This is a genomic window from Roseateles sp. GW821-FHT09G09 (assembly GCF_059415965.1).
Genome location: NZ_JBWKOG010000001.1, coordinates 360,509 through 381,401 on the forward strand (window position 1 = coordinate 360,509; position 20,893 = coordinate 381,401).

At 70.0% G+C, this 20,893-nt stretch carries 19 protein-coding genes; 6 read left to right on the top strand and 13 right to left on the bottom strand.

Going from position 1 to position 20,893, the window contains the following annotated elements; genetic code table 11:
• Positions 1-25: 25 nt before the first annotated feature.
• The 3 genes from AC07O8_RS01605 to AC07O8_RS01615 form a co-directional block, all read right to left on the bottom strand.
• Complete coding sequence (locus AC07O8_RS01605; RefSeq protein WP_495046379.1) at positions 26-1,354, bottom strand: Hsp70 family protein; 1,329 nt, start codon at positions 1,352-1,354, stop codon at positions 26-28.
• A 97-nt stretch (positions 1,355-1,451) separates the two neighbouring features.
• Complete coding sequence (locus AC07O8_RS01610) at positions 1,452-2,777, bottom strand: D-amino acid dehydrogenase (RefSeq protein WP_495046380.1); 1,326 nt, start codon at positions 2,775-2,777, stop codon at positions 1,452-1,454.
• 57 nt (positions 2,778-2,834) lie between these two features.
• Positions 2,835-3,455: a LysE/ArgO family amino acid transporter gene (locus AC07O8_RS01615; protein WP_495046381.1), complete on the bottom strand. Its 621-nt coding sequence runs from the start codon at positions 3,453-3,455 to the stop codon at positions 2,835-2,837.
• Positions 3,456-3,600: 145 nt separating this feature from the next.
• On the opposite strand from AC07O8_RS01615, the gene AC07O8_RS01620 reads away from it, so the two are divergent.
• Positions 3,601-4,605 (top strand): LysR family transcriptional regulator ArgP, encoded by a 1,005-nt coding sequence (locus AC07O8_RS01620; protein ID WP_495046382.1) that lies wholly within the window; start codon positions 3,601-3,603, stop codon positions 4,603-4,605.
• On the opposite strand, the gene AC07O8_RS01625 is transcribed toward AC07O8_RS01620, so the two are convergent.
• Positions 4,595-4,795: a hypothetical protein gene (locus tag AC07O8_RS01625; RefSeq protein WP_495046383.1), complete on the bottom strand. Its 201-nt coding sequence runs from the start codon at positions 4,793-4,795 to the stop codon at positions 4,595-4,597. The two genes, AC07O8_RS01620 and AC07O8_RS01625, sit on opposite strands and share 11 nt — an antisense overlap.
• A 295-nt stretch (positions 4,796-5,090) precedes the next feature.
• Between AC07O8_RS01625 and AC07O8_RS01630 the strand changes: the two genes are divergently transcribed.
• On the top strand, positions 5,091-5,312 hold the full coding sequence (locus tag AC07O8_RS01630) for a hypothetical protein (protein WP_297530976.1): 222 nt from the start codon (positions 5,091-5,093) through the stop codon (positions 5,310-5,312).
• Between the two features lie 67 nt (positions 5,313-5,379).
• Here the strand turns inward: AC07O8_RS01630 and AC07O8_RS01635 are convergent, their stop codons facing one another.
• The gene (locus AC07O8_RS01635) at positions 5,380-5,802 is read right to left on the bottom strand and encodes a universal stress protein (protein WP_495046384.1); all 423 of its coding nucleotides are present in this window, start codon (positions 5,800-5,802) and stop codon (positions 5,380-5,382) included.
• Between the two features lie 149 nt (positions 5,803-5,951).
• Here AC07O8_RS01635 and AC07O8_RS01640 point away from each other — a divergent pair, with 149 nt between their 5' ends.
• Positions 5,952-6,794, top strand: a complete 843-nt coding sequence (locus tag AC07O8_RS01640) for a metallophosphoesterase (RefSeq protein ID WP_495046385.1) — start codon at positions 5,952-5,954, stop codon at positions 6,792-6,794.
• Positions 6,795-6,829: 35 nt separating this feature from the next.
• Here the strand turns inward: AC07O8_RS01640 and AC07O8_RS01645 are convergent, their stop codons facing one another.
• The 3 genes from AC07O8_RS01645 to AC07O8_RS01655 form a co-directional block, all read right to left on the bottom strand.
• Complete coding sequence (locus AC07O8_RS01645; RefSeq protein WP_495046958.1) at positions 6,830-7,588, bottom strand: citryl-CoA lyase; 759 nt, start codon at positions 7,586-7,588, stop codon at positions 6,830-6,832.
• A 104-nt stretch (positions 7,589-7,692) separates the two neighbouring features.
• Positions 7,693-8,907, bottom strand: a complete 1,215-nt coding sequence (locus tag AC07O8_RS01650) for a CaiB/BaiF CoA transferase family protein (RefSeq protein ID WP_495046386.1) — start codon at positions 8,905-8,907, stop codon at positions 7,693-7,695.
• Between the two features lie 19 nt (positions 8,908-8,926).
• A complete protein-coding gene (locus AC07O8_RS01655; protein WP_495046387.1) occupies positions 8,927-9,934 on the bottom strand; it encodes a Bug family tripartite tricarboxylate transporter substrate binding protein in 1,008 nt (335 codons plus the stop codon).
• Positions 9,935-10,027: 93 nt separating this feature from the next.
• On the opposite strand from AC07O8_RS01655, the gene AC07O8_RS01660 reads away from it, so the two are divergent.
• Positions 10,028-10,819, top strand: coding sequence for an IclR family transcriptional regulator (locus tag AC07O8_RS01660; RefSeq protein ID WP_495046388.1), 792 nt, complete (start codon positions 10,028-10,030; stop codon positions 10,817-10,819).
• A gap of 105 nt (positions 10,820-10,924) precedes the next feature.
• On the opposite strand, the gene AC07O8_RS01665 is transcribed toward AC07O8_RS01660, so the two are convergent.
• Together AC07O8_RS01665 and AC07O8_RS01670 are read right to left on the bottom strand one after the other, a co-directional pair.
• On the bottom strand, positions 10,925-11,740 hold the full coding sequence (locus tag AC07O8_RS01665) for a UPF0149 family protein (RefSeq protein ID WP_495046389.1): 816 nt from the start codon (positions 11,738-11,740) through the stop codon (positions 10,925-10,927).
• Complete coding sequence (locus AC07O8_RS01670; protein WP_495046390.1) at positions 11,737-12,723, bottom strand: LysR family transcriptional regulator; 987 nt, start codon at positions 12,721-12,723, stop codon at positions 11,737-11,739. Before AC07O8_RS01670 ends, AC07O8_RS01665 begins: the two co-directional genes overlap by 4 nt.
• A gap of 283 nt (positions 12,724-13,006) precedes the next feature.
• Here AC07O8_RS01670 and AC07O8_RS01675 point away from each other — a divergent pair, with 283 nt between their 5' ends.
• On the top strand, positions 13,007-13,249 hold the full coding sequence (locus AC07O8_RS01675; RefSeq protein WP_067279865.1) for a hypothetical protein: 243 nt from the start codon (positions 13,007-13,009) through the stop codon (positions 13,247-13,249).
• A 226-nt stretch (positions 13,250-13,475) separates the two neighbouring features.
• Here AC07O8_RS01675 and AC07O8_RS01680 read toward each other — a convergent pair whose 3' ends face one another.
• The 3 genes from AC07O8_RS01680 to AC07O8_RS01690 all read right to left on the bottom strand — a co-directional run bounded on the left by AC07O8_RS01680 (position 13,476) and on the right by AC07O8_RS01690 (position 18,891).
• Positions 13,476-15,344, bottom strand: coding sequence for a phosphoenolpyruvate carboxykinase (GTP) (locus AC07O8_RS01680; RefSeq protein ID WP_495046391.1), 1,869 nt, complete (start codon positions 15,342-15,344; stop codon positions 13,476-13,478).
• A gap of 302 nt (positions 15,345-15,646) precedes the next feature.
• Positions 15,647-18,073: a sensor histidine kinase gene (locus AC07O8_RS01685; RefSeq protein WP_495046392.1), complete on the bottom strand. Its 2,427-nt coding sequence runs from the start codon at positions 18,071-18,073 to the stop codon at positions 15,647-15,649.
• Positions 18,073-18,891: a response regulator gene (locus AC07O8_RS01690; RefSeq protein WP_495046393.1), complete on the bottom strand. Its 819-nt coding sequence runs from the start codon at positions 18,889-18,891 to the stop codon at positions 18,073-18,075. The genes AC07O8_RS01685 and AC07O8_RS01690 overlap by 1 nt, the downstream gene beginning before the upstream one ends.
• A gap of 293 nt (positions 18,892-19,184) precedes the next feature.
• On the opposite strand from AC07O8_RS01690, the gene AC07O8_RS01695 reads away from it, so the two are divergent.
• Positions 19,185-20,864, top strand: a complete 1,680-nt coding sequence (locus AC07O8_RS01695) for a ShlB/FhaC/HecB family hemolysin secretion/activation protein (RefSeq protein ID WP_495046394.1) — start codon at positions 19,185-19,187, stop codon at positions 20,862-20,864.
• The last annotated feature ends 29 nt before the right edge of the window (positions 20,865-20,893 follow it).

A 20,893-nucleotide genomic window follows, 5' to 3' on the forward strand; every position in this document is an offset into this window, starting at 1 on the left:
TCAGGCCCGCGCCCTCACGTCCGGATCACGCAGCGAACAGACGCGCCGCGTGCAGCCCCAATCCGGTCGCGACCGACGCGAAGCGGTCGCCGCGCACCGTCTTGGCGTCGGGGTAGTCCGCCGCGATGCGATCGGCCAGCACGGTCAGGCCGGTCGAGCCGCCGGTGAAGTACAGCGCATCGATGTCCGACGGCTTCAGCCCCGCGCGTTCGACCGTCTCGCGGCCCGCCTGGGCGATGCGCTCGATGTCGCCTCGCAGCGCGTCCAGCGCCGCGGCTTCTGAGAGTTCCACCGTCAGGCCGGACTCGATCAGCTGCAGGTCGATCGTGCAGTCGCCGCCGCCGGCGACCTCGATCTTGGCGTCTTCCGCGCGGTTCGCGAGCTCATGGCCGAGCCGCTCGTCCAGCACCGTCATCAGCCGCTGGTGATGGCGCGGGTCGCCATAGAAGCCCTTCATGTTGCGCAGCTCCAGCACGCGCTGCGGGCTGTAGCAGGTGTTGATCAGGTGCCAGGTCGCGAGATCGAAGTAGACGCCGCTGGGCACCTCGCGCGGCGTCTGACCGGGCTTGGCGGGGCCGAGCGCGCGGTAGCCGAATTCACGCAGGATGCCGGTCAACTCGATGTGGCGGTCGAAGTCGGTGCCGGCGATGTGCACGCCGTGGTTGGCCAGGATGTCGTCGCGACGGTCCAGACGCTTCGCACGGTCGGGCCCGACGCGCACCAGCGAGAAGTCGGAGGTGCCGCCGCCGATGTCGGCCACGAGCACGATCTGCTCGCGGTCGGCCTGCTGTTCGAAGTCGAAGGCCGCGGCGATCGGCTCGAACTGGAAGTGCACGTCCTCGAACCCCACCGCGCGCGCGGCCGCGGCCAGCGAGGCCTGCGCCGCGGCGTCGCGCTCGGGCTCGCCGTCGACGAAGTAGACCGGTCGGCCGAGCACGACGCGGCGCGGCTCGTGGCCACCGGCGTCCGACGCGCCGGCCTGCTTGCGCAGGCGCTTCAGGTAGCCGCTGAGCATGTCGATGTACTTCACGCCGCGGCCGCCGCCGACGTCGGTGACCTGGTCGATCAGGCTGGTGCCGAGGATGCTCTTCATCGAGCGCATCAGGCGGCCGTCGACCCCCTCGACGTAGGCGTTCATGGCCGCGCGGCCGAAGGCGCGCGGCGGGCCTTCGGCGTCGTGGCGGCCCTCGGCGAAGTAGAAGACCGCCGTCGGCATGGTCACGTTGCCGCCTTCCAGCGGCACCAGGCGCATCGCGCCGGGGCGTCCGGCGTCCGGCACGGCCACGGCCGAGTTGGAGGTGCCGAAGTCGATGGCGCAGAAATCGCGCTGCAGGTCGGAAAGCGGAGAGGACATGGCGGCGCGGCGGAAATGCGAAAAGGGCGCGGATTCTAGCCGCGCCCTGGTTTCGGGCTTCCGGCGCCTCGATGACGCCGGGAGGGGTTCAACCGGATCAGGCCGGTTGCAGGCGCCGCGCCGAGCTGGCGGGCAGCGCGTCGCCGTAGAAGCCGAAGTCCAGTTCCGGACGTTTGCCGCTCATCAGTTCCGCCAGCGCGCGGCCGGAGCCCGCGCCGTGCGTCCAGCCCAGCGTGCCGTGGCCGGCGTTGATCCACAGGTTGGCGGCCTTCTGGCTGCGGCCGATGTAGGGCACGTTGGTCGGCGTGCTCGGGCGCAGGCCGGTCCAGAAGTTGGGTTCGGACAGGTCGGCGACGCCGGGGAACAGCTCCTCGTAGCGGCGCACCAGCGACTCGCAGCGGACCTTGGAGGTGGGGCTGTCCAGGCTGGTGTCCAGGCCCACCAGTTCCGCCGTGCCGGCGATGCGGACGAAGTCGCCCAGGCGCGAGATCGCGATCTTGCGCGCGTCGTCCAGCAGGCTGACGGTGCTGGCCTGCGCCGGCTTCTTCAGCCGCAGCGTGGCCGAGTAGCCCTTGGCCGGATAGATGTTGAGGTGCTCGCCCAGCGACCTGGTCAGGGCCGGCGCGTACGACGCCAGCGCCACGACGTAGGCGTCGCCCTTCAGCCATTGCGTCTGGCCGGTCTCGCGCGACTGGATCTGCACGCCGGCGATCTCGTTGCCTTGCGCGCCGCCCTGCGGCTGCAGCGCCAGGATGTCGTGGTTCCACAGGAACTGCGCGCCGCGCTGCTCGGCCAGTTTCGCCAGCGCCTGCGTGAAGACGCGCGCGTCGCCGGATTCGTCGCTCGGCGTGTAGGTGCCGCCGAACACCGCATGCTGCGCCGAGCGCAGTGCGGGCTCGATCGCCAGGACCTCGTCGCGGCTGAGCACGCGGCGGTCGACGCCGTGGCGGCGCATGATCTCGGCACCCTGCGCGCCAGCCTCGAAATCGGCCTCGCTGCCGAAGAAGTGCAGGATGCCCTTCTGCAGGCGGTTGTATTCGATGCCCGTGTCCGCGACGAGCGACTGCAGCGACTCATGGCTGTAGCGGCCCAGGCGCACGAGCTGCTCGACGTTGCGCTCGAACGCGGCCGTCGTGCATTGCCCCAGGAAGGACAGGCCCCAGCGCCACTGCGCCGGATCCAGGCGCGGGCGGAACAGCAGCGGCGCGTCGTCCTTCAGCAGCCACTTCGCCACCTTGAACGGTGCGCCGGCGTTGGCCCAGGGCTCGCAGAAGCAGACCGAGATCTGCGCGCCGTTGGCGAAGCTGGTCTCCAGCGCCGCGTCGGGCTGGCGGTCGACGACGACGACGTCGTGACCCTGGTCCAGCAGGTACCAGGCGGTGTGGATGCCGATGATGCCGGCGCCGAGGACGATGACCTTCATGGAGAGCTCCAGGTGAACTTGTGGTTCTGCTGCGGTTCAGCGTTGGACATGCAGGCGTCAGGCCAGCGGACGCAGGATCAGCTGCAGTCCCAGCAAAGCCATCACGAGGGCGATCAAGGCATCGATGCTGCGCCAGACCGCCGGCCGGCGCAACGCCGGCGCCACGGCCGCCGCGCCGAAGCCCAGCAGCGAGAACCACATCCAGGACGCCACCGAGGCGCCCGCCGCGAACGGCCATTGCAGTCCCGCCGGCTGCTGCGCGCCGACGGTGCCCAGCAGCACCACCGTGTCCAGGTAGACATGGGGGTTCAGATACGTCATGGCCAGCGTGCTGCCCAGCACGGTCGTCAGCGAGGCGCTGCCCGCCTGCGCCTGGAGGCCGCCCCGGGGCGACAGCGCGCGCATCGCGGCCTTGACGCCGTAGGCGAGCAGGAAGGCGGCGCCGCCCCAGCGGAAGACTTCCATCAGCACCGGGCTGGCGGCGATCAGCCGGCCCAGGCCGAACACGCCCAGCCAGATCAGCAGCATGTCCGACAGCGCGCAGACCACCACCACCGGCGCCACGTGCTGGCGCATCAGGCCCTGGCGCAACACCAGCGCGTTCTGCGCGCCGATGGCGACGATCAGGCCGGCTCCGGTGAGCCAACCTTGCAACAGGGCTGCGCTGGGGGACGACATCGGCGATGACGGGGTGAGAGCGGAGGGGGGCGAATGTCCGGGCGAGCGTTGCCACACCCCGAAGGCGTAGTGAGCGGGATTGTGGAGAGCACCCTGGATTTGATGAAGAAGAATTAATATCTCAGCGAATCCATTAGAGATGCTTATGAAAGATCTGGACGCCGCCGGCCTCGACTGCCTGGCCGCGCTCGCCGACGAACGCAGCTTCGACCGGGCGGCCGAAACCCTGGCCATCACGCAGAGCGCGGTGTCACAGCGTCTGCGCAGCCTCGAGGCTCAGGTCGGACAACTGCTGGTCGTCCGCTCCCGTCCGCTGCGGCTCACCGAACCGGGCAAGCGCCTGCTGCGTTACGCCCGTCAACTGGCGGCGTTGCGCTCGGACGTGGTGCGGGAGCTCGGCGTGCAGTCGGCGCAGACCGAACGGCTTCCCATCGCGGTCAATGCGGACAGCCTGGCCACCTGGGTGTTGCCGGCGCTCGACCCGCTGGTGCAGCGCGGGATGCGGGAGGGCTTCGGCCTGGAGCTGGTCGTCGACGACCAGGACTTCACCCACGACTGGCTGCGCCAGGGCGAGGTGCTGGGCTGCGTCACGACCGTGCCGCAGGCCCTGCGCGGCTGCATCGCCCAGCCGCTGGGGGTGATGCGCTACATCGCCGTGGCCAGCCCGGATTTCGCGGCCCGGATGCTGCCCAACGGCCTGGGCGCGGCCAACTTCGCGCAGGTGCCGTTCCTGGTGTTCAACCGCAAGGACGACGCCCAGCAGCAATGGGTCCGGCAGGCGATGGGATTGCGCTCCGCAAGGCTGAACGCCCGTTACGTGCCGTCCAGCGAGGGCTACGTGAACGCGGTGCGGATGGGCTGGGGGGTGGGCGTCGCGCCGGAACTGCAGGTCCGGCCGCTGCTCGCGAGCGGGGAACTGGTGGCGCTGCGGCCGGAGGTACAGGTGGAGGTCGCCCTGTACTGGCACCAGTGGAAGCTCGGCGGCGAGAACGCCGCTGGCGCCGCTGGCGCATCTGGCGCCGCGAGCGCCACAGGCACCGCGAAGGTCGGAAAAGCGACCGCGCCGGAAGGCGGGGCGCCTCCGGCGTTGCTGGATCAGATCGGGGAAGCGCTGGCCCGGGGGGCCAGGGACGCCTTGATCAGCGCTTGAGGACGGCGACCTGGACCTTGGCCTGCGCCTGCAGGGGGGCCGGCGTCACGGCGGGCGTGGCCGAGGCCGCCGGCGCGGCGCCCTGCTCCGCCAGGCGCATGCGGAAACCGCCGCGCTCATGCTTGTCCTGCACGGAGTTGGCCAGCCAGGCGGAGGTCAGCACGACGCTGCTGACGATCGCCCAGGTCATCGATTTGTGAATCAGTGGAGACATGAGAAAGCAATGGCTTCCACGAATTAGGGAAGGCCCGGAGCATAGTCACCCCCGATTAAGGGGGGCATCACACCTAAGTGGGGCGCGTGGTTATTTCGCCTCACCTGTGGCGGGGGCGCGCCAATCTGTGTGTATTTGTGAGCGCGATTCCAGCGCACCCGCAATCTGGGGATTTGCCTGAAGACGAAGACGCGCAAACTGTGCTTCAACGCGCGGCGCAGCACCGGCACCGCGCGACGGTCACACCCCGTGCTTTCCGACGAGGTCCATCATGCGAATCACCTCTGCCCTGCGCCTTTTCCGTCGCCAATCGCCTGCCGGCCATGAGCCGGAGCCGGCCGACATGGGCACCGCATTCGGCATGGAAGCCAGTTTCGGCGACGACAGCGAGTACGACGACTTCCGGCGCAGCGACTACGGCCTGGAATCCGAGGCGGCACCGCCGGCGACGATCGAGTCGCCCCTTTCCTGGATGGCCGCGCGACGCGGCTGACGCTTCAAGGCGCCCCACGCGGGCGCCTTTTGCATTGCAGAGGGCGTCTCCTCGACGGATCAGCGGATCAGCGGATCAGGAGCACCGGCACGTCGCTGTTGGCCATGACCTTGGTGGCGACCGAGCCCAGCACCAGCTTGCCCAGCGCCGTGTGGCCGTGCGAGCCCATCATCAGCAGGTCGAAACGTCCCTTGTCCGCCACGGCGGTGATCGCGTCGGACGCGTGCCCGGTCTTGATCACGTACTGGGCCTTGATGCCGCGCTTGTCCATGAAGCTGCGGATGGGCTTGAGCACCTTCTCGGCCTCGTCCTGGTAGTACTCGGCGAGCACGGCCTTGTCGAGCACCGCGGCCGCGCGCGGCGGCACGCCAGGGACCACGTGCACCACGGTGTAGTCATGCGCGCCGCCCAACCACTCGTCATGGGCGGAGAGATACGCCAGCATGCGCTTCGAGTACGTGCTGCCATCGACGGCGACGAGGATCTTCATGGGGATGTCCCTCCGTGAGAGGCCGAAGTCCGGCCTCGGACCAGTGTGGCACAGGGTCACTTCCGGAAAGCCGCACTCCGACCGCAGCCTGCTTCGTCCTTGACGTTGGACAATCGCGCTTTCCGTTCTCCGCCCTCCGCGGATCCGCCGTGCGCCTGCAACTGATCTCCGACCTCCATCTCGAGCGCCAGACCGACTTCCAGACCGTGGCCGCGCCGGGTGTCGATCTGCTGGTGCTGGCCGGCGACGTCGGCTCGTACCAGCCCGGCTCCCGGCTGGTGACGGACGACTTCGGCCTGGGCCGCTTCTCCCCGAAGCGCGACGGCGCGCCTTGGCCGCGGGTGCTCTACGTCCCGGGCAACCACGAGTACGACGGCATCGACTTCGCGACGGCCCACGCGCGGCTGCGCCAGACCTGCGCCGATCTCGGCATCGAGTGGCTGGACCGCGAGGAGATCGTCATCGGCGATGTGCGCTTCGTCGGCACGACGCTGTGGGCGGACTTCGACGCGCTGGCCGCGCGCGAGGCGACGCCGACGAAGCAGCTGGCGGCGAGAGAGAAGGCCTTCCGGGCGGCGAACCACTACCTGCGTCGGTTCTCGACGCTGGTCGACGGGCAGCACATGCTCGCCGAGCGACAGCGCGACCTGGCGCTGGACTGTCAGGCCTGGCTGCGCGAGGCGCTGGCGCGACCCTTCGACGGCAGGACGGTGGCGGTGACGCACTACGCGCCGACCCTCCGCAGCGCCGATCCGCGCTACGGCCTGACGCCGGGCACTGCGGGCTTCTGCAATTCGCTCGACGACCTGCTGCCTTATGCGGACCTGTGGCTGCACGGCCATCTGCATTGCGGCCACGACTACGTCGTCGAGTCCGCGTCCGGACCGCGCGGCGACGTGCCGCACCGCTGTCGCGTCGTCGCGAATCCGCTGGGCTACGCCAACAAGGGCGAGCAGGAAGACTACCGGCCGGATCTCGTCATCGAAGTCTGAGCGCCCGACCGCAGCAGCCCCGCTTCAGCGCTTGTTCAGCGCTTGGCTGGCGGACCGTCGTAGGTCCACAGGTACTCGCGCGGCATCGGGCCCTTGTTGCGACCGCCCTGCTGCGTCTGCTCCCACGCATGGGCCAGGATGCCCACCGAACGCGAGATGCAGAACAGCCCCCGCGCCAGCGGCGCCGGGAAGCCGAGCTCGGCGTAGATGACGGCGGTCGCGCCATCGATGTTCATCGGGATGCGGCGACCGTCCTTGCGTCGCTGCAGTTCCGCCTCCACCGCGCGACCGATCGTCGCGAAGCGACCTGAGACAACACCGAGCTGAGCGGCTTCGTCGACCAGTTCCAGCAACCGCGGCGCACGCGGGTCCACCGGATGGAAGCGGTGCCCGAAGCCCGACACGAACTTGCCACGCAGCGCGATCGCCTCATCCAGGCCCGCGGCGGTCGCCTCGTCGAGCGAGGCGCCGGCCTCCATGCGCACGGCGATGGACTGCAGCATCTCCACACACTGCTCGCCCGCGCCGCCGTGCACGTCGCCGAGCACGTTCATCGCCGACGCCATCGCGTTGTTGAGTCCGACGCCACAAGTGGCGGCCATGCGCGCGATCGCGATGCTGGGCGCTTGCGGGCCGTGGTCGACGGCCGCCATCAGCGCGACGTCCAACAGCTTGGCCTGCTCCGAACCGGGCAGCTCGCCGCGCGTCATCAGCCAGATCATCTGCGCGAAGCTGACCTGCCCGATCAGGTCCTGGATGGCGTGACCGCGATAGCGGATGACGCCGGGCGACATCTCGATGATCGAGGTGCGCCACCAGTCCGGGACGCGTTGATCGTGGACCGGCCCGGCGCTTGCGGGCGCCTTGGCGTCGCTGCCGTGGTTGGCGTCGTTGGCGCTCATACGGCCTTCTCCTCTTTCAGCGCGGCGCGCTCGGCGGCGCCATAACCCAGTTCTTCCAGGATCGCCTCGGTGTCCTGACCGAGCCGCGGCGGCGGCGTCGACACCGACGGCGTCTCCCCGTTCAGCTTGAAGCCGGTGCGCAGCACGCGGACGTCGCGACCGACGCCGGGCACGTTCTCGAAGTTGGCGACCATCCCGCGATCGGCGACCTGCGGATGCGCGAGCGCCTCCTTCACCGAGTACACCGGCCCCGCCGGCACGCCCGCGTCGTTCAGTCGCTGCCACCAGTCCGCGGCGGGGCGATCGCCCATGGCGGCTTCCAGCAGATGCTTGAGTTCGGCCCGGTGCTTCAACCGTGCATGGCGGTCGATGAAGCGCGGATCGGTCTTCCACTCCGGATGACCGACGGTGTCGCAGACCGCCTCGAACTGCTCCTGCTTGTTGGCAGCGATGTTGAGCAGCCCCTGCCCCGTGCGGAACGTACCGGACGGACTGGCCGTCACGTTGTCGTTGCCCATCGGCTGCGGTTCACGGCCCGCGACCAGCAGGTTCGACACCGCCCATCCCATCGTCGCCATCGCCGCTTCGAGCATCGACACGTCGATGAAGGTTGCGTCGGCCCGTTCCTGGTCCGCCAGCGCCGCGGCGATGGCCATCGCCGCCGTCAGGCCGCCGATGGTGTCCGCCACCGGATGACCGACGCGGTACGGCGCCGTGTCCGAACCGCCGGTGATGCTCATCATCCCGGACATGCCCTGGATGATCTGGTCGTAGGCGGGCAGGTCGCGCAGCGGGCCGTCCTGGCCGAAGCCGGAGATCGCGCAGTAGACCAGCCGCGGGTTGACCTGCCGCAGTTCGTCGAAGCCCACGCCCAGGCGCTGCATCACGCCCGGCCGGAAGTTCTCGACGACCACGTCCGCCGTGGCCACCAGCTTGCGGAACACGGCCTTGCCGGCGGCGTTCTTGAGATCGATGGTGATCGACCGCTTGCCCGGGTTCTGGGCCAGGAAGGACACGCCCATGTGCGCCTGGTTCAGCGCCGTGTCGGCGCCGAGCTGGCGGGCGAGGTCGCCGGTCTCGCGCGCCTCGACCTTGATCACGTCGGCGCCGAGGTGCGCCAACTGGTGACAGGCGAAGGGGCCGGCCAGCACGTTGGTCAGGTCCAGGACGCGGACGCCGCGCAAGGGAGAGGGAGAGGGAGAGGGACTCATCCGAGGCTCCGCCGCGCGTTCAGTCGACCTTGACGTTGCCGCTGCGGACCACGTCGCCCCAGCGCTTCTGTTCGCGCACGAGGAACTGCGCGGCCTGCTGCGGCGTGCCGGCCATCGGCACGCTGCCCTCGGACTGCAGCTGTCCGATCGTGGCCGCCTTGGACAAGGCCTTCTGCACCTGCGCGTTCATCCGCGTCACGGCCGCCGCCGGCGTGCCGGCGGGCGCGACGATCATCTTCCAGTCCGACGTGTCGAAGCCCTTGAAGCCACTCTCGGCCACGGTGGGGACGTCCGGCAGCACGGGCAGCCGCGCGGCGGAACTGATCGCCAGCGCACGCAGCCGGCCGGCCTTGATGAAGGGCACCACGGTCTGCGGCGTTGCGAAGTAGTAGTCCACCTGCCCGCCGAGCAGGTCCGTCGCCGCCGGGCCGGCACCCTTGTAGGGGATGTGGGTCACCTGGATGGCGGCCTGCTTCGAGAACAGCTCCCCGGTCAGATGACCGACGGTGCCGTTGCCGGCGGAGGCCATCGTCAAGGTGCCGGGTTTTGCCTTCGCGGCGGCGACCAGGTCGGCAACCGTCTTGAAGCTCGAGGACGACGAGACCACCAGCACCACCGGCTGCCCCGCGACCAGGGCGACCGGCGTGAAGGCCTTCGCCGCGTCGTACGGCATCTTGGGATAGAGCGTCGGGTTGATCGCCAGGTTGGCGGTCTGGCCCATGCCCAGCGTGTAGCCGTCGGCCTTGCTCTTCGCAACGGCGTCCAGCCCGATGTTGCCGCCCGCGCCGGCCTTGTTGTCCGGAACGAAGGTCCAGCCGGTGTCCTCGCGCATCTTCTCCAGGATCAGGCGCGACACGATGTCCGTGCCGCCGCCGGGCGGGAACGGGACGATCAGACGGATGGGCTGATTCGGGTAGGCCGCGTCGGCGGCCAGCGCCGACGTCGTGGCCACGCCCGCGCTGGCTGCGGCGATCAGGGTGAAGGCGGCGCCTCGGATCAGGTACTGCGGGGCCAGGAACTGCGTCATGTCGCGTCTCCGTGTTTGTTCTATCTGGCAGAACGTCGGTTTGTTTGATAGAACTGTAGAACGTCTCCCGGTGGCAGGGACGAGGGATTACCCGTGGCCGAAACAGACAACGCAGCTTCCGACAACCCCGAGGCGTCGGCCGAATCCAGCGGCGTCGCCGTGCTGGACCGCGCCTTCGCGCTGCTGGGCGCGTTCGGGCAGGACGACGACGCCCTGTCATTGGCGGAGCTGTCGCGTCGCACCGGGCTCTACAAGAGCACCGTGCTGCGGCTGCTGGCCGCGCTGGAACACGGCGGCTTCGTGCGGCGGCTGCCCGACGGGCAGTACGCGGTCGGACCGGCGCCGCTGCGGCTGGCGACGATCTACCAGCGCTCGTTCCATGTCGGGCCGATCGTGGAGCCGCTGCTCAAACAGCTCAGCACGGACACGGGCGAGACCGCGTCGTTCTACGTCAGGCACGGCGAGGCGCGGATCGCACTCCATCGCTGGGAGCCGGCCCGCTCGGTGCGCGCGGCGGTGGCGGTGGGGCAGCAATACGCGTTGCACCAGGGCGCGTCCGGCAAGGTGCTGTGCGCGTTCTCGAACGACCAGCGCGAGCGCTTCGCCACCATCCGCGATCGGGGCTGGGGCGTCTCCTACGGCGAGCGCGAACCGGACACCGCCTCGGTCGCCGCGCCGGTGTTCGCCATCGACGGTCGCCTGCAGGGCGCGATCGCCCTCTCGGGACCGCGCGTGCGGCTGTCGCCGCCGGAGACGATGTTGAGCGCCTGCCGCGCCGTGCTGGGCGCCGCGCGCGAGGCCAGCCGACTGCTCGGCGGCGATGTCGCGCTGATGGACGCAGCGCTGCGGACGGTGTCGATCGCTGACTTCGCGACCGGCGGCTGACCACGAAAAACGCCGGCGCGAGGGCCGGCGTCTTGCGTCTTCACGGCATTCTTCGTCGTCACCATCCTCACCGCGCCCCGGGCGCGGCGTGACGGCCGGCGGCGATCAGGCCGCGCCGTGGCAGTTCTTGAACTTCTTGCCCGAACCGCAGTGGCAGGGATCGTTGCGGCCCAGCTTCGGGGCGTCGCGACGCACCTGTTCGACGTGATAACGCTGCTGCTCCGTCGCTTCCTGCAGGTCGACGACGGTCAGGATCAGGTCCTCGATGGCTTCGTCGATGTTCTTGAGCGGATGCTCCTGGTTCAGCAGCTCGACGATCTCCACCTCCTCCGGCGTCTCGGCCGGCAGATGGCGGTACAGGCGCGCGAGCAGCGCGTTGATGTTGTCGTCGGCCTGCTCGTGCAGGTCGGGGAAGGTCACCGCCGCGTACTCGAAACCGCCGACCCAGGGCAGCAGCGCCTGGGTGATCGGATCGTCGGGGAGCTGCGGCGCGTCCGGATCGACCGGATCGACCGGCCCGTCCGCAGCGGCTTCCACAGCCGGCTCGACGGCGGCCTGCGCCTCGGCGTCCTCGGCGTCCGCGTCCTCGCCGGCTTCTTCCGCGTCGAGGTCCAGCACCACCGGGTAGAACCAGCCTTGCTCCAGCATGCTCTGGTTCAGCGAGGCGAAGCGGCGCTCCACCAGCGAGCGGATGCGGGCCAGCCAGTCGGGATCGACGTCGTCGGGCAGCGCGCGACCTTCATAGTCGAAGATCGGCGGCAGCCATTCCTCGATCGGGATCAGGCGGGGTTGCACCAGCACGCCGGCCAGGTAGCCGTCCAGCATCGAGGCGTCCAGCGGCTCGAGCGGCTCGGGGGTGATGTCGAGGAGTTCGTCGAGTTCTTCGAACTCGGCGTCGGAAAGGTCGTGGGCGATGCTCATGGGGCGCGATTGTCGCCGCTCACGTCGGCCGGCGTGTTGGCAGGCGCATCGGCCGACGGCGGACGCACCGCGTCGATCAGCCGTTCGCGCATCCAGCGCTGGGCGCTGCGGTCCTCGTTGCGCAGGTGCCAGAGGACGTCCACGTGCACCGGCGACAGCGGCATCGGCAGCGGGCGGTAGATCAGCGCCTCCTGGTAGCCGGTGGCGGTGATGAAGGACTGGGGCAGCACCGTCAGCAGGTCCGAATGCGCCACCACCCGGCCGGCGGTGAAGAACTGGTTGACGGTCAGCGCGATCCGGCGGCTGCGCTTGAGCGCCGCCAGCGCCTCGTCGACGAAGCCGTAGGGCCGACCCGAGAAACTCACCAGCAGGTGATGGGCCTGGCAGAAGGCGTCGAGCGTGAGGTCCTGGTCGGCCAGCGGGTGGGCGCGGCGCATCACGCAGACGTAGTAGGAGTCGTACAGGCGCTGCTGCCGGATGGCCGCCATGTCGCCCTGCCCCTTCAGCGCGGCGACCGCGTTCGGGAAGTAGCCCAGCGCGAAATCGGCCTCGCCCTGTTCCAGCAGCAGGCGCGGGTCGCGCGTGGTCAGCGGCAGCACGTGGACGTTGGCCAGGGCGCGCATGCGTTCCAGCTGCTGCATCAGCGGCGGCAGGATCAGCGCGGCCGTCGCGTCGGCCATCGCGAGCCGGAAGGTGTATTCCTCCGAGGTCGGCTGGTAGTCGCCGGGATCCAGCGCCACCCGCAGCCGGGTCAGCGCCGACCGGACCTCCGGCCAGAGCCCTTCGGCCCGCGACGTCGGCTTCATCCCGAAGGCCTGGCGCACGAACAGGTCCTCGCCCAGGGCTTCGCGCAGCCGCTTCAACGCATGGCTGACGGCCGGCTGCGTCATCGACAGGCGCTCCGCGGCGCGGGTCATGGAGCGCTCCGCCATGACGGCGTCGAACACCTTCAGCAGGTTCAGATCGAGGTTCCGGAAGCTCATGGAAGGCACTTTTTCACGGGAAACCAGCGGAAATGGCCACCGCGCGACGGTTAGACGAACGTCCTCCAACCCGTCCTCGGGGTCAGGACTTGCGCATTCCTTGGCAGTTGACCGAAGCCCGCGTGACGCGCATCACGGGCCGGACGCGATCCGCCCAATGATATGCACGCTGTTTATACATTCGATGCCCATCTTTCATTGGCGGCATGCCTAGGGGAAACCCTATAGTTCGGTCCATCGGTTCTACAGAGCCGACCCAACAAGCCAATCAAAGGAAATCGCCATGAGCGTCGCTACCCAAACCTTCGGTCTTCCGCTGAGCCGCACGGTGCGTCGCGGCGGCACGTTCGCCACGATCGGTGCCCGCGTCTGGGCCCGCACGATCACCAACGTCAAGGCCCGCATCGAGTCCGCCAAGATGGCCCGCGCCGAGCGCGAGATCCTGGCCCTCGCCGCCCAGTACGAAGAGAGCATGCCCTCCTTCGCCGCTGAGCTGCGCGCCGCGAACGCCCGCCGCAACGGTTGAACGTTGAACGGTTGAACGGCTGAGCAGCCGACCCCGCCGGGTGCCGTATGGGCCTGGCCGCGCAGGTTGGAGCGGTTCTGATGTGAGCGCAGGCTCTCATTGAACACCGCGCCAGATTGCGCATAAGAAAAGCCCGCTTCGAATCGCTTCGAGCGGGCTTTGCCTTTTGTGCTTCCCCCGGACCCGCCTCTTTCGAGGCGGTCGCCGGATGGAATTCAGGCGACGATCAGGCCTGGGCCAGGCGCTGTTCGATCTTGGCCTTGGTGGCGGGCAGTTCCGCCGGCAGGCCCTGGGCCAGCTGGACGAACAGCTCGTCGTGGAGCTTCAGCTCCGTCGCCCAGTCCTCGTTCGAGATGTGGGTGACGGTCTTGTACTGTTCCGGCGTGAAGGCCAGGCCTTGCCAGTTCAGATCTTCGTAGCGCGGGCTGGTGCCGAAGGCGTGCTCGACGCCCTGGCCCTGACCGTCGACGCGCTCGAGCATCCACTTCAGCACGCGCATGTTCTCGCCGTAGCCGGGCCAGACGAACTTGCCGTCGGCGCCCTTGCGGAACCAGTTGACGCAGAAGATCGCCGGCAGCTTGGCGCCGGACTGGGCCAGCTTGGCGCCCAGCGACAGCCAGTGCTGGAAGTAGTCCGCCATGTTGTAGCCCATGAAGGGCAGCATCGCGAACGGGTCGCGGCGCACGACGCCCTGCTGGCCGGCGGCCGCGGCGGTGGTCTCGGAGCCCATGGTCGCGGCCATGTAGACGCCCTCGGTCCAGTCGCGGGCTTCGGTCACCAGCGGCACGGTCGTCGAGCGGCGGCCGCCGAAGATGAACGCGTCGATGGCCACGCCGGCGGGGTTGTCCCACTCGGCGTCCAGCGCCGGGTTGTTGGTCGCGGCGACGGTGAAGCGGGCGTTCGGATGCGCGGCCTTGGCGCCGGTCTCCTTGGCGATCGCCGGGGTCCAGTCCTTGCCCTGCCAGTCGATCAGGTGGGTCGGCGGCGTGTCGGTCATGCCTTCCCACCAGACATCGCCGTCGTCGGTCAGCGCGACGTTGGTGAAGATGACGTCCTTGTCCAGGCTGGCCATGCAGTTCGGGTTGGTCTGCAAGTTGGTGCCCGGGGCGACGCCGAAGTAGCCGGCTTCCGGGTTGATCGCGTAGAGGCGGCCGTCCTTGCCGGGCTTGATCCAGGCGATGTCGTCGCCGATGGTGGTGACCTTCCAGCCTTCGAAGCCGGTCGGTGGGATCAGCATCGCGAAGTTGGTCTTGCCGCAGGCGCTGGGGAAGGCGGCGGCGACGTGGTGCTTCTTGCCTTCCGGCGAGGTCACGCCCAGCACGAGCATGTGTTCGGCCAGCCAACCCTGGTCGCGGCCCATCGTCGAGGCGATGCGCAGCGCGAAGCACTTCTTGCCCAGCAGCGCGTTGCCGCCGTAGCCGGAGCCGTAGGACCAGATCTCGCGGGTTTCGGGGTAATGGACGATGTACTTCGTCTTGTTGCAAGGCCACTTGACGTCGGCCTGGCCGGCTTCGAGCGGCGCGCCCACGGTGTGGACGCAGGGGACGAACTCGCCGTTGTCGCCCAGCGTGTCCAGGACCGCGCGACCCATGCGGGTCATGATGCGCATGTTCACGGCGACGTAGGGGCTGTCGGACAGCTCGACGCCGATGTGGGCGATCGGGGAGCCGATCGGGCCCATCGAGAACGGCACGACGTACAGCGTGCGGCCGCGCATGGCGCCGCGGAACAGGGCCTTGTCGCCTTGCTGCAGCAGGGCGCGCATCTCGGCCGGTTCCATCCAGTTGTTGGTGGGACCGGCGTCGAGCTTGTTCTTCGTGCAGATGAAGGTGCGGTCCTCGACGCGCGCGACGTCGCTCGGATCGCTCCATGCCAGGTAGCTCCCCGGGCGCTTGGCCGGGTTCAGCCTCTGGAAGGTGCCGGCGTCGACGAGCTGCTGGCACAGGCGGTCGTACTCGGCCTGGCTGCCGTCGCACCAGTAGACGTCCTTCGCCTCGGTGAGGGCGGCGATCTCGGCGACCCAGGCGACGAGGCGCTGGTGTTTGACGTAGGCCGGTACGTTCAGGCGCAAGCCTTCCATGACGGGTTGGTTCATGACGGTTTCCAATTTGAGGATATGAAAAGCGGAATTGGGTCAGCTCCGTTCCGGTGGCTCCCGCCCCTGTTTTTCAGAGGAGGAGACCGCGGAGCTGACCCAATGCCGCGCCTCAGCGTGGTGCTTCGCCGAACACTGGTTCCAATGTAATCACGCCGTAACTCCAACGCTTGTCGGGGTTATGCGTTTTGGGAATGGATTGATGCGCGGCCTGGGAAGAGGCGAGAAAGCGGCACCGGCAAGCGGCGTGCGCGCGGTCGACCGGCGCAATTCGAGGTGTCCGGCCGGCGGAGCGATCAGGATCAGGACGGGCGTTGCGCCTCCCCGCACAACTCCCACAACGCCGGCACCCACAGCGTCTGCGGCGCTGGCTTCGGCACCTTGACGAGTCCCGCCTCGCCCGGCCATTCCGGCTGCGGCGACGCCGCGCACAGCAGCGTCTTCATCCCCGGCCAGCGCGCGCGCCAGTCCTGCCACGCCTCGATCGACGGCAGCGACTCCGGCGACGAGGCCAGCAGCAGTCCCTGCCCCGTCCCCGCCGCTTCCGCGAGCGCCACGGGCAGTTCCTCCGCCCGCTCGACCTCGCGCGCGTCGAAGCCGCATTGCAGCAGCCGCTCCAGCATCACCTCGCGCACCGCCGCGCAGCGGTCCCACACCACCGCCACCCAGCCCTCGCCGATCCGTTCCATCCCGGCCTGCGTCTGCAAGGGCGGCCATTGGACTTCCGCCTCCGTCGCCTCGATCAGCGGGAGCTCCGCGATGAAGCTGCTGCCCTGCCCCGGTGCGCTGCGCGCGCTCAACTCGCCGCGCATCGCGCGGACCGTCTGACGGGCGATCGCCAAACCGAGTCCCAAACCCGGCACGTCACCACTCGAACGACCCCGCGTGAATGGGTCGAAGATCCGTTCCAGATCCTCCGGCGTCAGGCCGGGCCCTTCGTCGGTCACCGACAGCACCAGTTGCCCGTCCATCAGGCGCGCCGCCAGTTCGACCTCACCGGACGGCCCGTACTTCGCCGCATTCGACAGGAGGTTGAGCAGCACCTGGCGGAGCCGTCGCGCATCCAGGGCCACGACCGCCGGCAGCGACTCATCCATGACCAACGACAGCCGGGTCTTGCCCGCCAGCATCAACGCCTGCGACTGCAGCGCCAGCTCATCCAAGAGCCCGTGCAGGTACACCGGCGCATTCAGCACCTCCACGTCCGCCTCCGCCGTCGGCTTCCGGGCAAAGCGCTGCAGTTCGTCGATGGTGTCGAGCAGCATCACCCCGCCGTGCTCCAGCGCCTGGCGGGTCGACTCGAATTCCGCCCCCGGCGTCAGCCGCCGCGTCAGCTGCACCATCGACGCGAGCGGCGCGCGCAGGTCGTGGCCGATGTGGCCCAGCAGCCGGCCCTTCGCGGCGTCGCTGGCCTGCGCGTGCGCGCTCGCACGAGCCAGTTCCGCGGTGCGCTCGAGCACTGCGGCCTCCAACGCCTGCGCGCGCTGAAAACGTTCGCGTTGCAGCAGCCGCAACATCGCCACCAGCACCGCCGCCGCGCCCGCGGTGCCCACCATCGACGGGGCCAGTTCGATCCAGTCCGCGTATGGCAGATAACCCAGCAGGCTGAAGTAACGGGGCGCCATGCCCAGCACCACGCCGACGATCGCACACAGCCACACGCCGCCGACCGGATCGCCGCGTCGCATCGCCCGGAAGCTCGCGATCAGGCCGATCGCCGTCAGCGCGAGGTTGGTCGGCGCGGCCATGCGCGTGCCGGTCTGATAGTCCGCGCCGATGCACGCCGCCACCGCGACCAGGCTCAGCCCCACCACCGCCAGCAGAACACGATGCACCGCCGGCTGCGTGACGCGCAGCCGCAGCACCGTCGCCAGCGCCATCAACTGGAACACGGTCGTCAGCGCGCCGGTTGTACCCAGCGCGCGTTGCGCCCAGTCGGTCGCGTCCGGCCAGAAACGCTGGAAGGCGGTGCCGCGCATCGCCATCTCGTAGACCATCGCGCTGGACAGGAAGGCCGCGATCCAGGCGTAACCGCGGTCGCGCAGCGACACCGCCAGGCCCGCCGCCAGTGCCGCCAACGTCAGCCCGACCGCGGACAACATGCCGTCGCGCCAGACCCGCCATTGCTGCTCGTCGATCAGCGCCTCGGCCACCCAGAGCGTCGGCTCGATCGACAGCGCGCCTCGACTCGCGGCGCGCAGCCGCAGCTCCCAGACCTCGCCGGGATCGATGCGCATCGGGAAGGCGCTCTCGCGCAGCGCCAACGGCCGCTGCGCGAAGGCCGCGTCGGTGCCGGCGCGTGCCCGCGTCCACGGCGTCGCGCTGCCGTCGGGCAACAGCCGCCGGCGGTAGAGCGCCACCGACTCGATCCGCGCCGGGTCCACCATCAGGATGTAGCGGGTCGGTTCAGTCCCGTCCTGGCGCAGCGTCCAGCGCAGCCAGTAGGTGTCCCGCGTGTAGCCGGGCGACAGCGCCGCCCGCTCGGCGGCGCGCCAGCGCGCCGGCCCGTCGCGGGGCGGCTGCTCCGCGCGTTCGATCCAGAGCTGCCCCTGGTCGACGAGCACGATGCGCCGGGAATCCGCGCCATGCAACGCGATCACCGGCTGACGTCGCACCTCGCTTGGCGCGTCCGGCATCGGCGCCGGCTGATCGGGCGCCGGCCCTGCGTGAGCGGAGGCGAAGGTGATCCCGGCGACCAGCGCAGCGGCCCATCGGCGCCAGGCGGCCATCAGGGTTCCAGATCGTCGGAGGCGGCACCGTCCCGCGCGCGCAACGCCGTGCGGTAGGCCTGCGGGCTGAGCCCGTTGCGCTCGCGGAACGCGGTCGCGAAGTTGCCGGCGTTGGAGTACCCCACGTGATACGCCACATCCGTGATGCTCATGTCGGTGTCCGCCAGCAGACGCTGTCCGGTCCGCACGCGTTCATCGCTGATGTAGCCGGACACCGTCAGCCCCAGTTCCTCGCGGAACAGCGCCAGCAGCCGCCGGCCGGTCAGCCCGACCTGCCGGCCGATCTGGTTCACCGTGAGCGACTCGCCCAGGTGCTCGCCGATGTATTGCCGTGCCGCGTTCAACAGGCGCTGGTCGGGCGTGCCGGGCTCGGCCACGGGCGCGGTCGCCACCTCGTCCGCGGCCGCCGGCCGGCGCGACGTGGCCAGATGCAGGTGCACCCGCACGCGCGCGAGCACCTCCTGCGGATGGAAGGGCTTGCTGATGAAGTCCACCGCGCCGTTCGACAGGCCCTCGATGCGGCTGTCCACGTCGTTGTGGGCGCTCAGGAACAGCAGCGGCATCTCGCGCGTCGCGGGGTCGGCCTTGAGCAGACGGCACAAGGCGAAGCCGTCCATGTCGGGCAGCCCGACGTCCAGCAGCGCCAGGTCCGGTGCCAGGCCTTGCGCCTTCTGCAGCGCGGCCCGGCCGCTCTCGGCAAAGGCCAGCCGGTAGAGCGGATGCAGCAGCGCGGTCAACCAGCGCAGGTCCTCGGGCTGGTCGTCCACCAGCAGCAGCAACGGGCGATGGATCGCGGGAGCGGGCGCGGCACGGGACATCGGCGGATTGTCCGGGTCGACTCGCTAAAACGAGAACGCAAGGTCACGCTCGTTGGGCGCGCAGCGACCAAAACGCCCATCTGGGGGGAGGAAATGGAGCGGAAAAACTACCGGAATCGGGCACGGCCTGACCCCCACTGCCGCCCTTGAACGAATCGCCAAACATCGACGGCGAATTGACAGAACTCCGGGTCGCTGCCGCACGGGATAACCGCGCCCTTGCTACACAACACCGGAGATTGGGAATGAAGTACTGCACGTGCCGAGGTGCGGCCGGCCTGGGGCTGAGTCTGATGAGCCTGTCCGTCAGCCTGGCCTGGGCGGCGGCACCGGATGCCGGCCAGCTGCTCAACGAGCAGCGCCGCCTGACCCCGCCCGCGCAGCGCGGCGATCTCGACAAGACCCCGACCGTCAACGCCCCGCTGGGCGACGACCAGCAGGCGGGCCTGCGCGCGCGCGTCGACCGCATCCGCTTCACCGGCGCCGACGGCCTGGTCCCCGAGCCCGAGCTGCAGGCGCTGGTCGCCGACGCGAAGGGCCGCCAGCTGTCGCACAGCCAGCTGCAGGCGCTGGCCGCCCGCGTCACCGCGGCGCTGCAGAAGCGCGGCTTCGTGCTCGCCCGCGCCTACCTGCCCAGGCAAGACCTGACCCAGGGCGAGCTGGAGATTGCCGTGCTGTCCGGCCGCCTGCAGTCCGGCGCGAACCGCGTGCGGGTGACCGGCGCCGACGACGCCCTGGCGCCGCGCCTGGGCGCGATCGCCGAGGCGGCGCTCGCCGCCGGGCCGGTCCGCTACGAGCAGCTCGAGCGCGCGCTGCTGCTGATCAACGACGTGCCCGGCGTGCAGGCCCGCGCGACGCTGGAACGCGGCGACGAGCCCGGCACCAGCCGTCTCGACGTCCGCGCCGACACCGGCCGCGCCTGGGCGCTGGACGCCTCCGTCGACGACTACAACAACCGCTACACCGGCCAGTGGCGCGTCGGCGCCGCGGCCTCGCTGATCCGTCCGCTCAACCGCGAGGACCTGCTGCAGGCCAGCGTGTCGCGCACCGGCGGCAGCCGCCAGGCCGCCCTCGTCTACGGTTTCGCCGTCGGCGCCTCGGGCCTGCGCGCCCAGCTGGCGACGACCTGGCTGGACTATCACGTCGGCGAGGAACTCAAGCCGCTGGACCTGCGCGGCACCGCGCGCACCGTCTCGGCCAGCCTGAGCTATCCGGTGCTGCGCGGCCGCGAGCGCAACCTCTGGGTCTCCGCCGAAGGCGAACAGCGCACCCTGGTCGACGACGCGCTGGGCCAGACGCTGCGCGATCGCCGCCTCAACCGCCTGACCGTCAACGTCTACGGCAACGCCTGGGACAACCTGCTGGGCGGCGCGCAGAACGACTTCGGCCTGAGCGTCACCAGCGGCACCGTCGCGCTGCGCGAAGCCGGCGACCAGGTCGCCGACGCGCTGACCGCCCGCACCTCGGGCAGCTACGACAAGGCGACCTGGCGCGTCTCGCGCCTGCAGACGGCGCAGGCGCTGCCGGGCTGGGGCCTGTTCGTCGGCGGCTACGGCCAGATGAGCGCGCGCAACCTGGACTCGTCCGAGAAGTTCCAGTTGGGCGGACCGTCGGGCGTGCGCGCCTACCCGGTCGGCGAGGCCAGCGGCGACAACGGCTGGATCGTCACCGCCGAACTGCGCCGCGAGCTGCGCATCGGCAACGGCCTGGCCGCGCAGCTGATCGCCTTCGCGGACCACGGCCGCGTCGAGCAGCACGAGCGTCCCTGGACCGGCGCGCTGGCCGGCCAGCCCAATGCCTACGGACTGGGCGGCGCGGGCTTGGGCGCCAACCTGGCCGGCGAGCGCTGGGCGCTGCGCGCCAGCTGGGCGCATGCGGTGGGCCACAACCCCGGGCGCACCGCCGCGGGCCGCGACGCGGATGGCCGCGACGACCGCCAGCGCTTCTGGCTGCAGGCCTCCTTCCACTATTGATCGCCGCCGCGGCCGCGCCTCCGCCCGCC

Bases quoted from the DNA above. Each gene is read 5' to 3' on its own strand.
- AC07O8_RS01695 (WP_495046394.1), top strand. From the start codon at position 19,185: ATGAGCCTGTCCGTCAGCCTGGCCTGGGCGGCGGCACCGGATGCCGGC.
- AC07O8_RS01620 (WP_495046382.1), top strand. From the start codon at position 3,601: ATGAAAGATCTGGACGCCGCCGGCCTCGACTGCCTGGCCGCGCTCGCC.
- AC07O8_RS01680 (WP_495046391.1), bottom strand. From the start codon at position 15,344: ATGAACCAACCCGTCATGGAAGGCTTGCGCCTGAACGTACCGGCCTAC.
- AC07O8_RS01630 (WP_297530976.1), top strand. From the start codon at position 5,091: ATGCGAATCACCTCTGCCCTGCGCCTTTTCCGTCGCCAATCGCCTGCC.
- AC07O8_RS01625 (WP_495046383.1), bottom strand. From the start codon at position 4,795: ATGACCTGGGCGATCGTCAGCAGCGTCGTGCTGACCTCCGCCTGGCTG.
- AC07O8_RS01685 (WP_495046392.1), bottom strand. From the start codon at position 18,073: ATGGCCGCCTGGCGCCGATGGGCCGCTGCGCTGGTCGCCGGGATCACC.
- AC07O8_RS01610 (WP_495046380.1), bottom strand. From the start codon at position 2,777: ATGAAGGTCATCGTCCTCGGCGCCGGCATCATCGGCATCCACACCGCC.
- AC07O8_RS01605 (WP_495046379.1), bottom strand. From the start codon at position 1,354: ATGTCCTCTCCGCTTTCCGACCTGCAGCGCGATTTCTGCGCCATCGAC.
- AC07O8_RS01615 (WP_495046381.1), bottom strand. From the start codon at position 3,455: ATGTCGTCCCCCAGCGCAGCCCTGTTGCAAGGTTGGCTCACCGGAGCC.
- AC07O8_RS01655 (WP_495046387.1), bottom strand. From the start codon at position 9,934: ATGACGCAGTTCCTGGCCCCGCAGTACCTGATCCGAGGCGCCGCCTTC.
- AC07O8_RS01650 (WP_495046386.1), bottom strand. From the start codon at position 8,907: ATGAGTCCCTCTCCCTCTCCCTCTCCCTTGCGCGGCGTCCGCGTCCTG.
- AC07O8_RS01670 (WP_495046390.1), bottom strand. From the start codon at position 12,723: ATGAGCTTCCGGAACCTCGATCTGAACCTGCTGAAGGTGTTCGACGCC.
- AC07O8_RS01675 (WP_067279865.1), top strand. From the start codon at position 13,007: ATGAGCGTCGCTACCCAAACCTTCGGTCTTCCGCTGAGCCGCACGGTG.
- AC07O8_RS01690 (WP_495046393.1), bottom strand. From the start codon at position 18,891: ATGTCCCGTGCCGCGCCCGCTCCCGCGATCCATCGCCCGTTGCTGCTG.
- AC07O8_RS01635 (WP_495046384.1), bottom strand. From the start codon at position 5,802: ATGAAGATCCTCGTCGCCGTCGATGGCAGCACGTACTCGAAGCGCATG.
- AC07O8_RS01645 (WP_495046958.1), bottom strand. From the start codon at position 7,588: ATGTCGCCCGGCGTCATCCGCTATCGCGGTCACGCCATCCAGGACCTG.
- AC07O8_RS01665 (WP_495046389.1), bottom strand. From the start codon at position 11,740: ATGAGCATCGCCCACGACCTTTCCGACGCCGAGTTCGAAGAACTCGAC.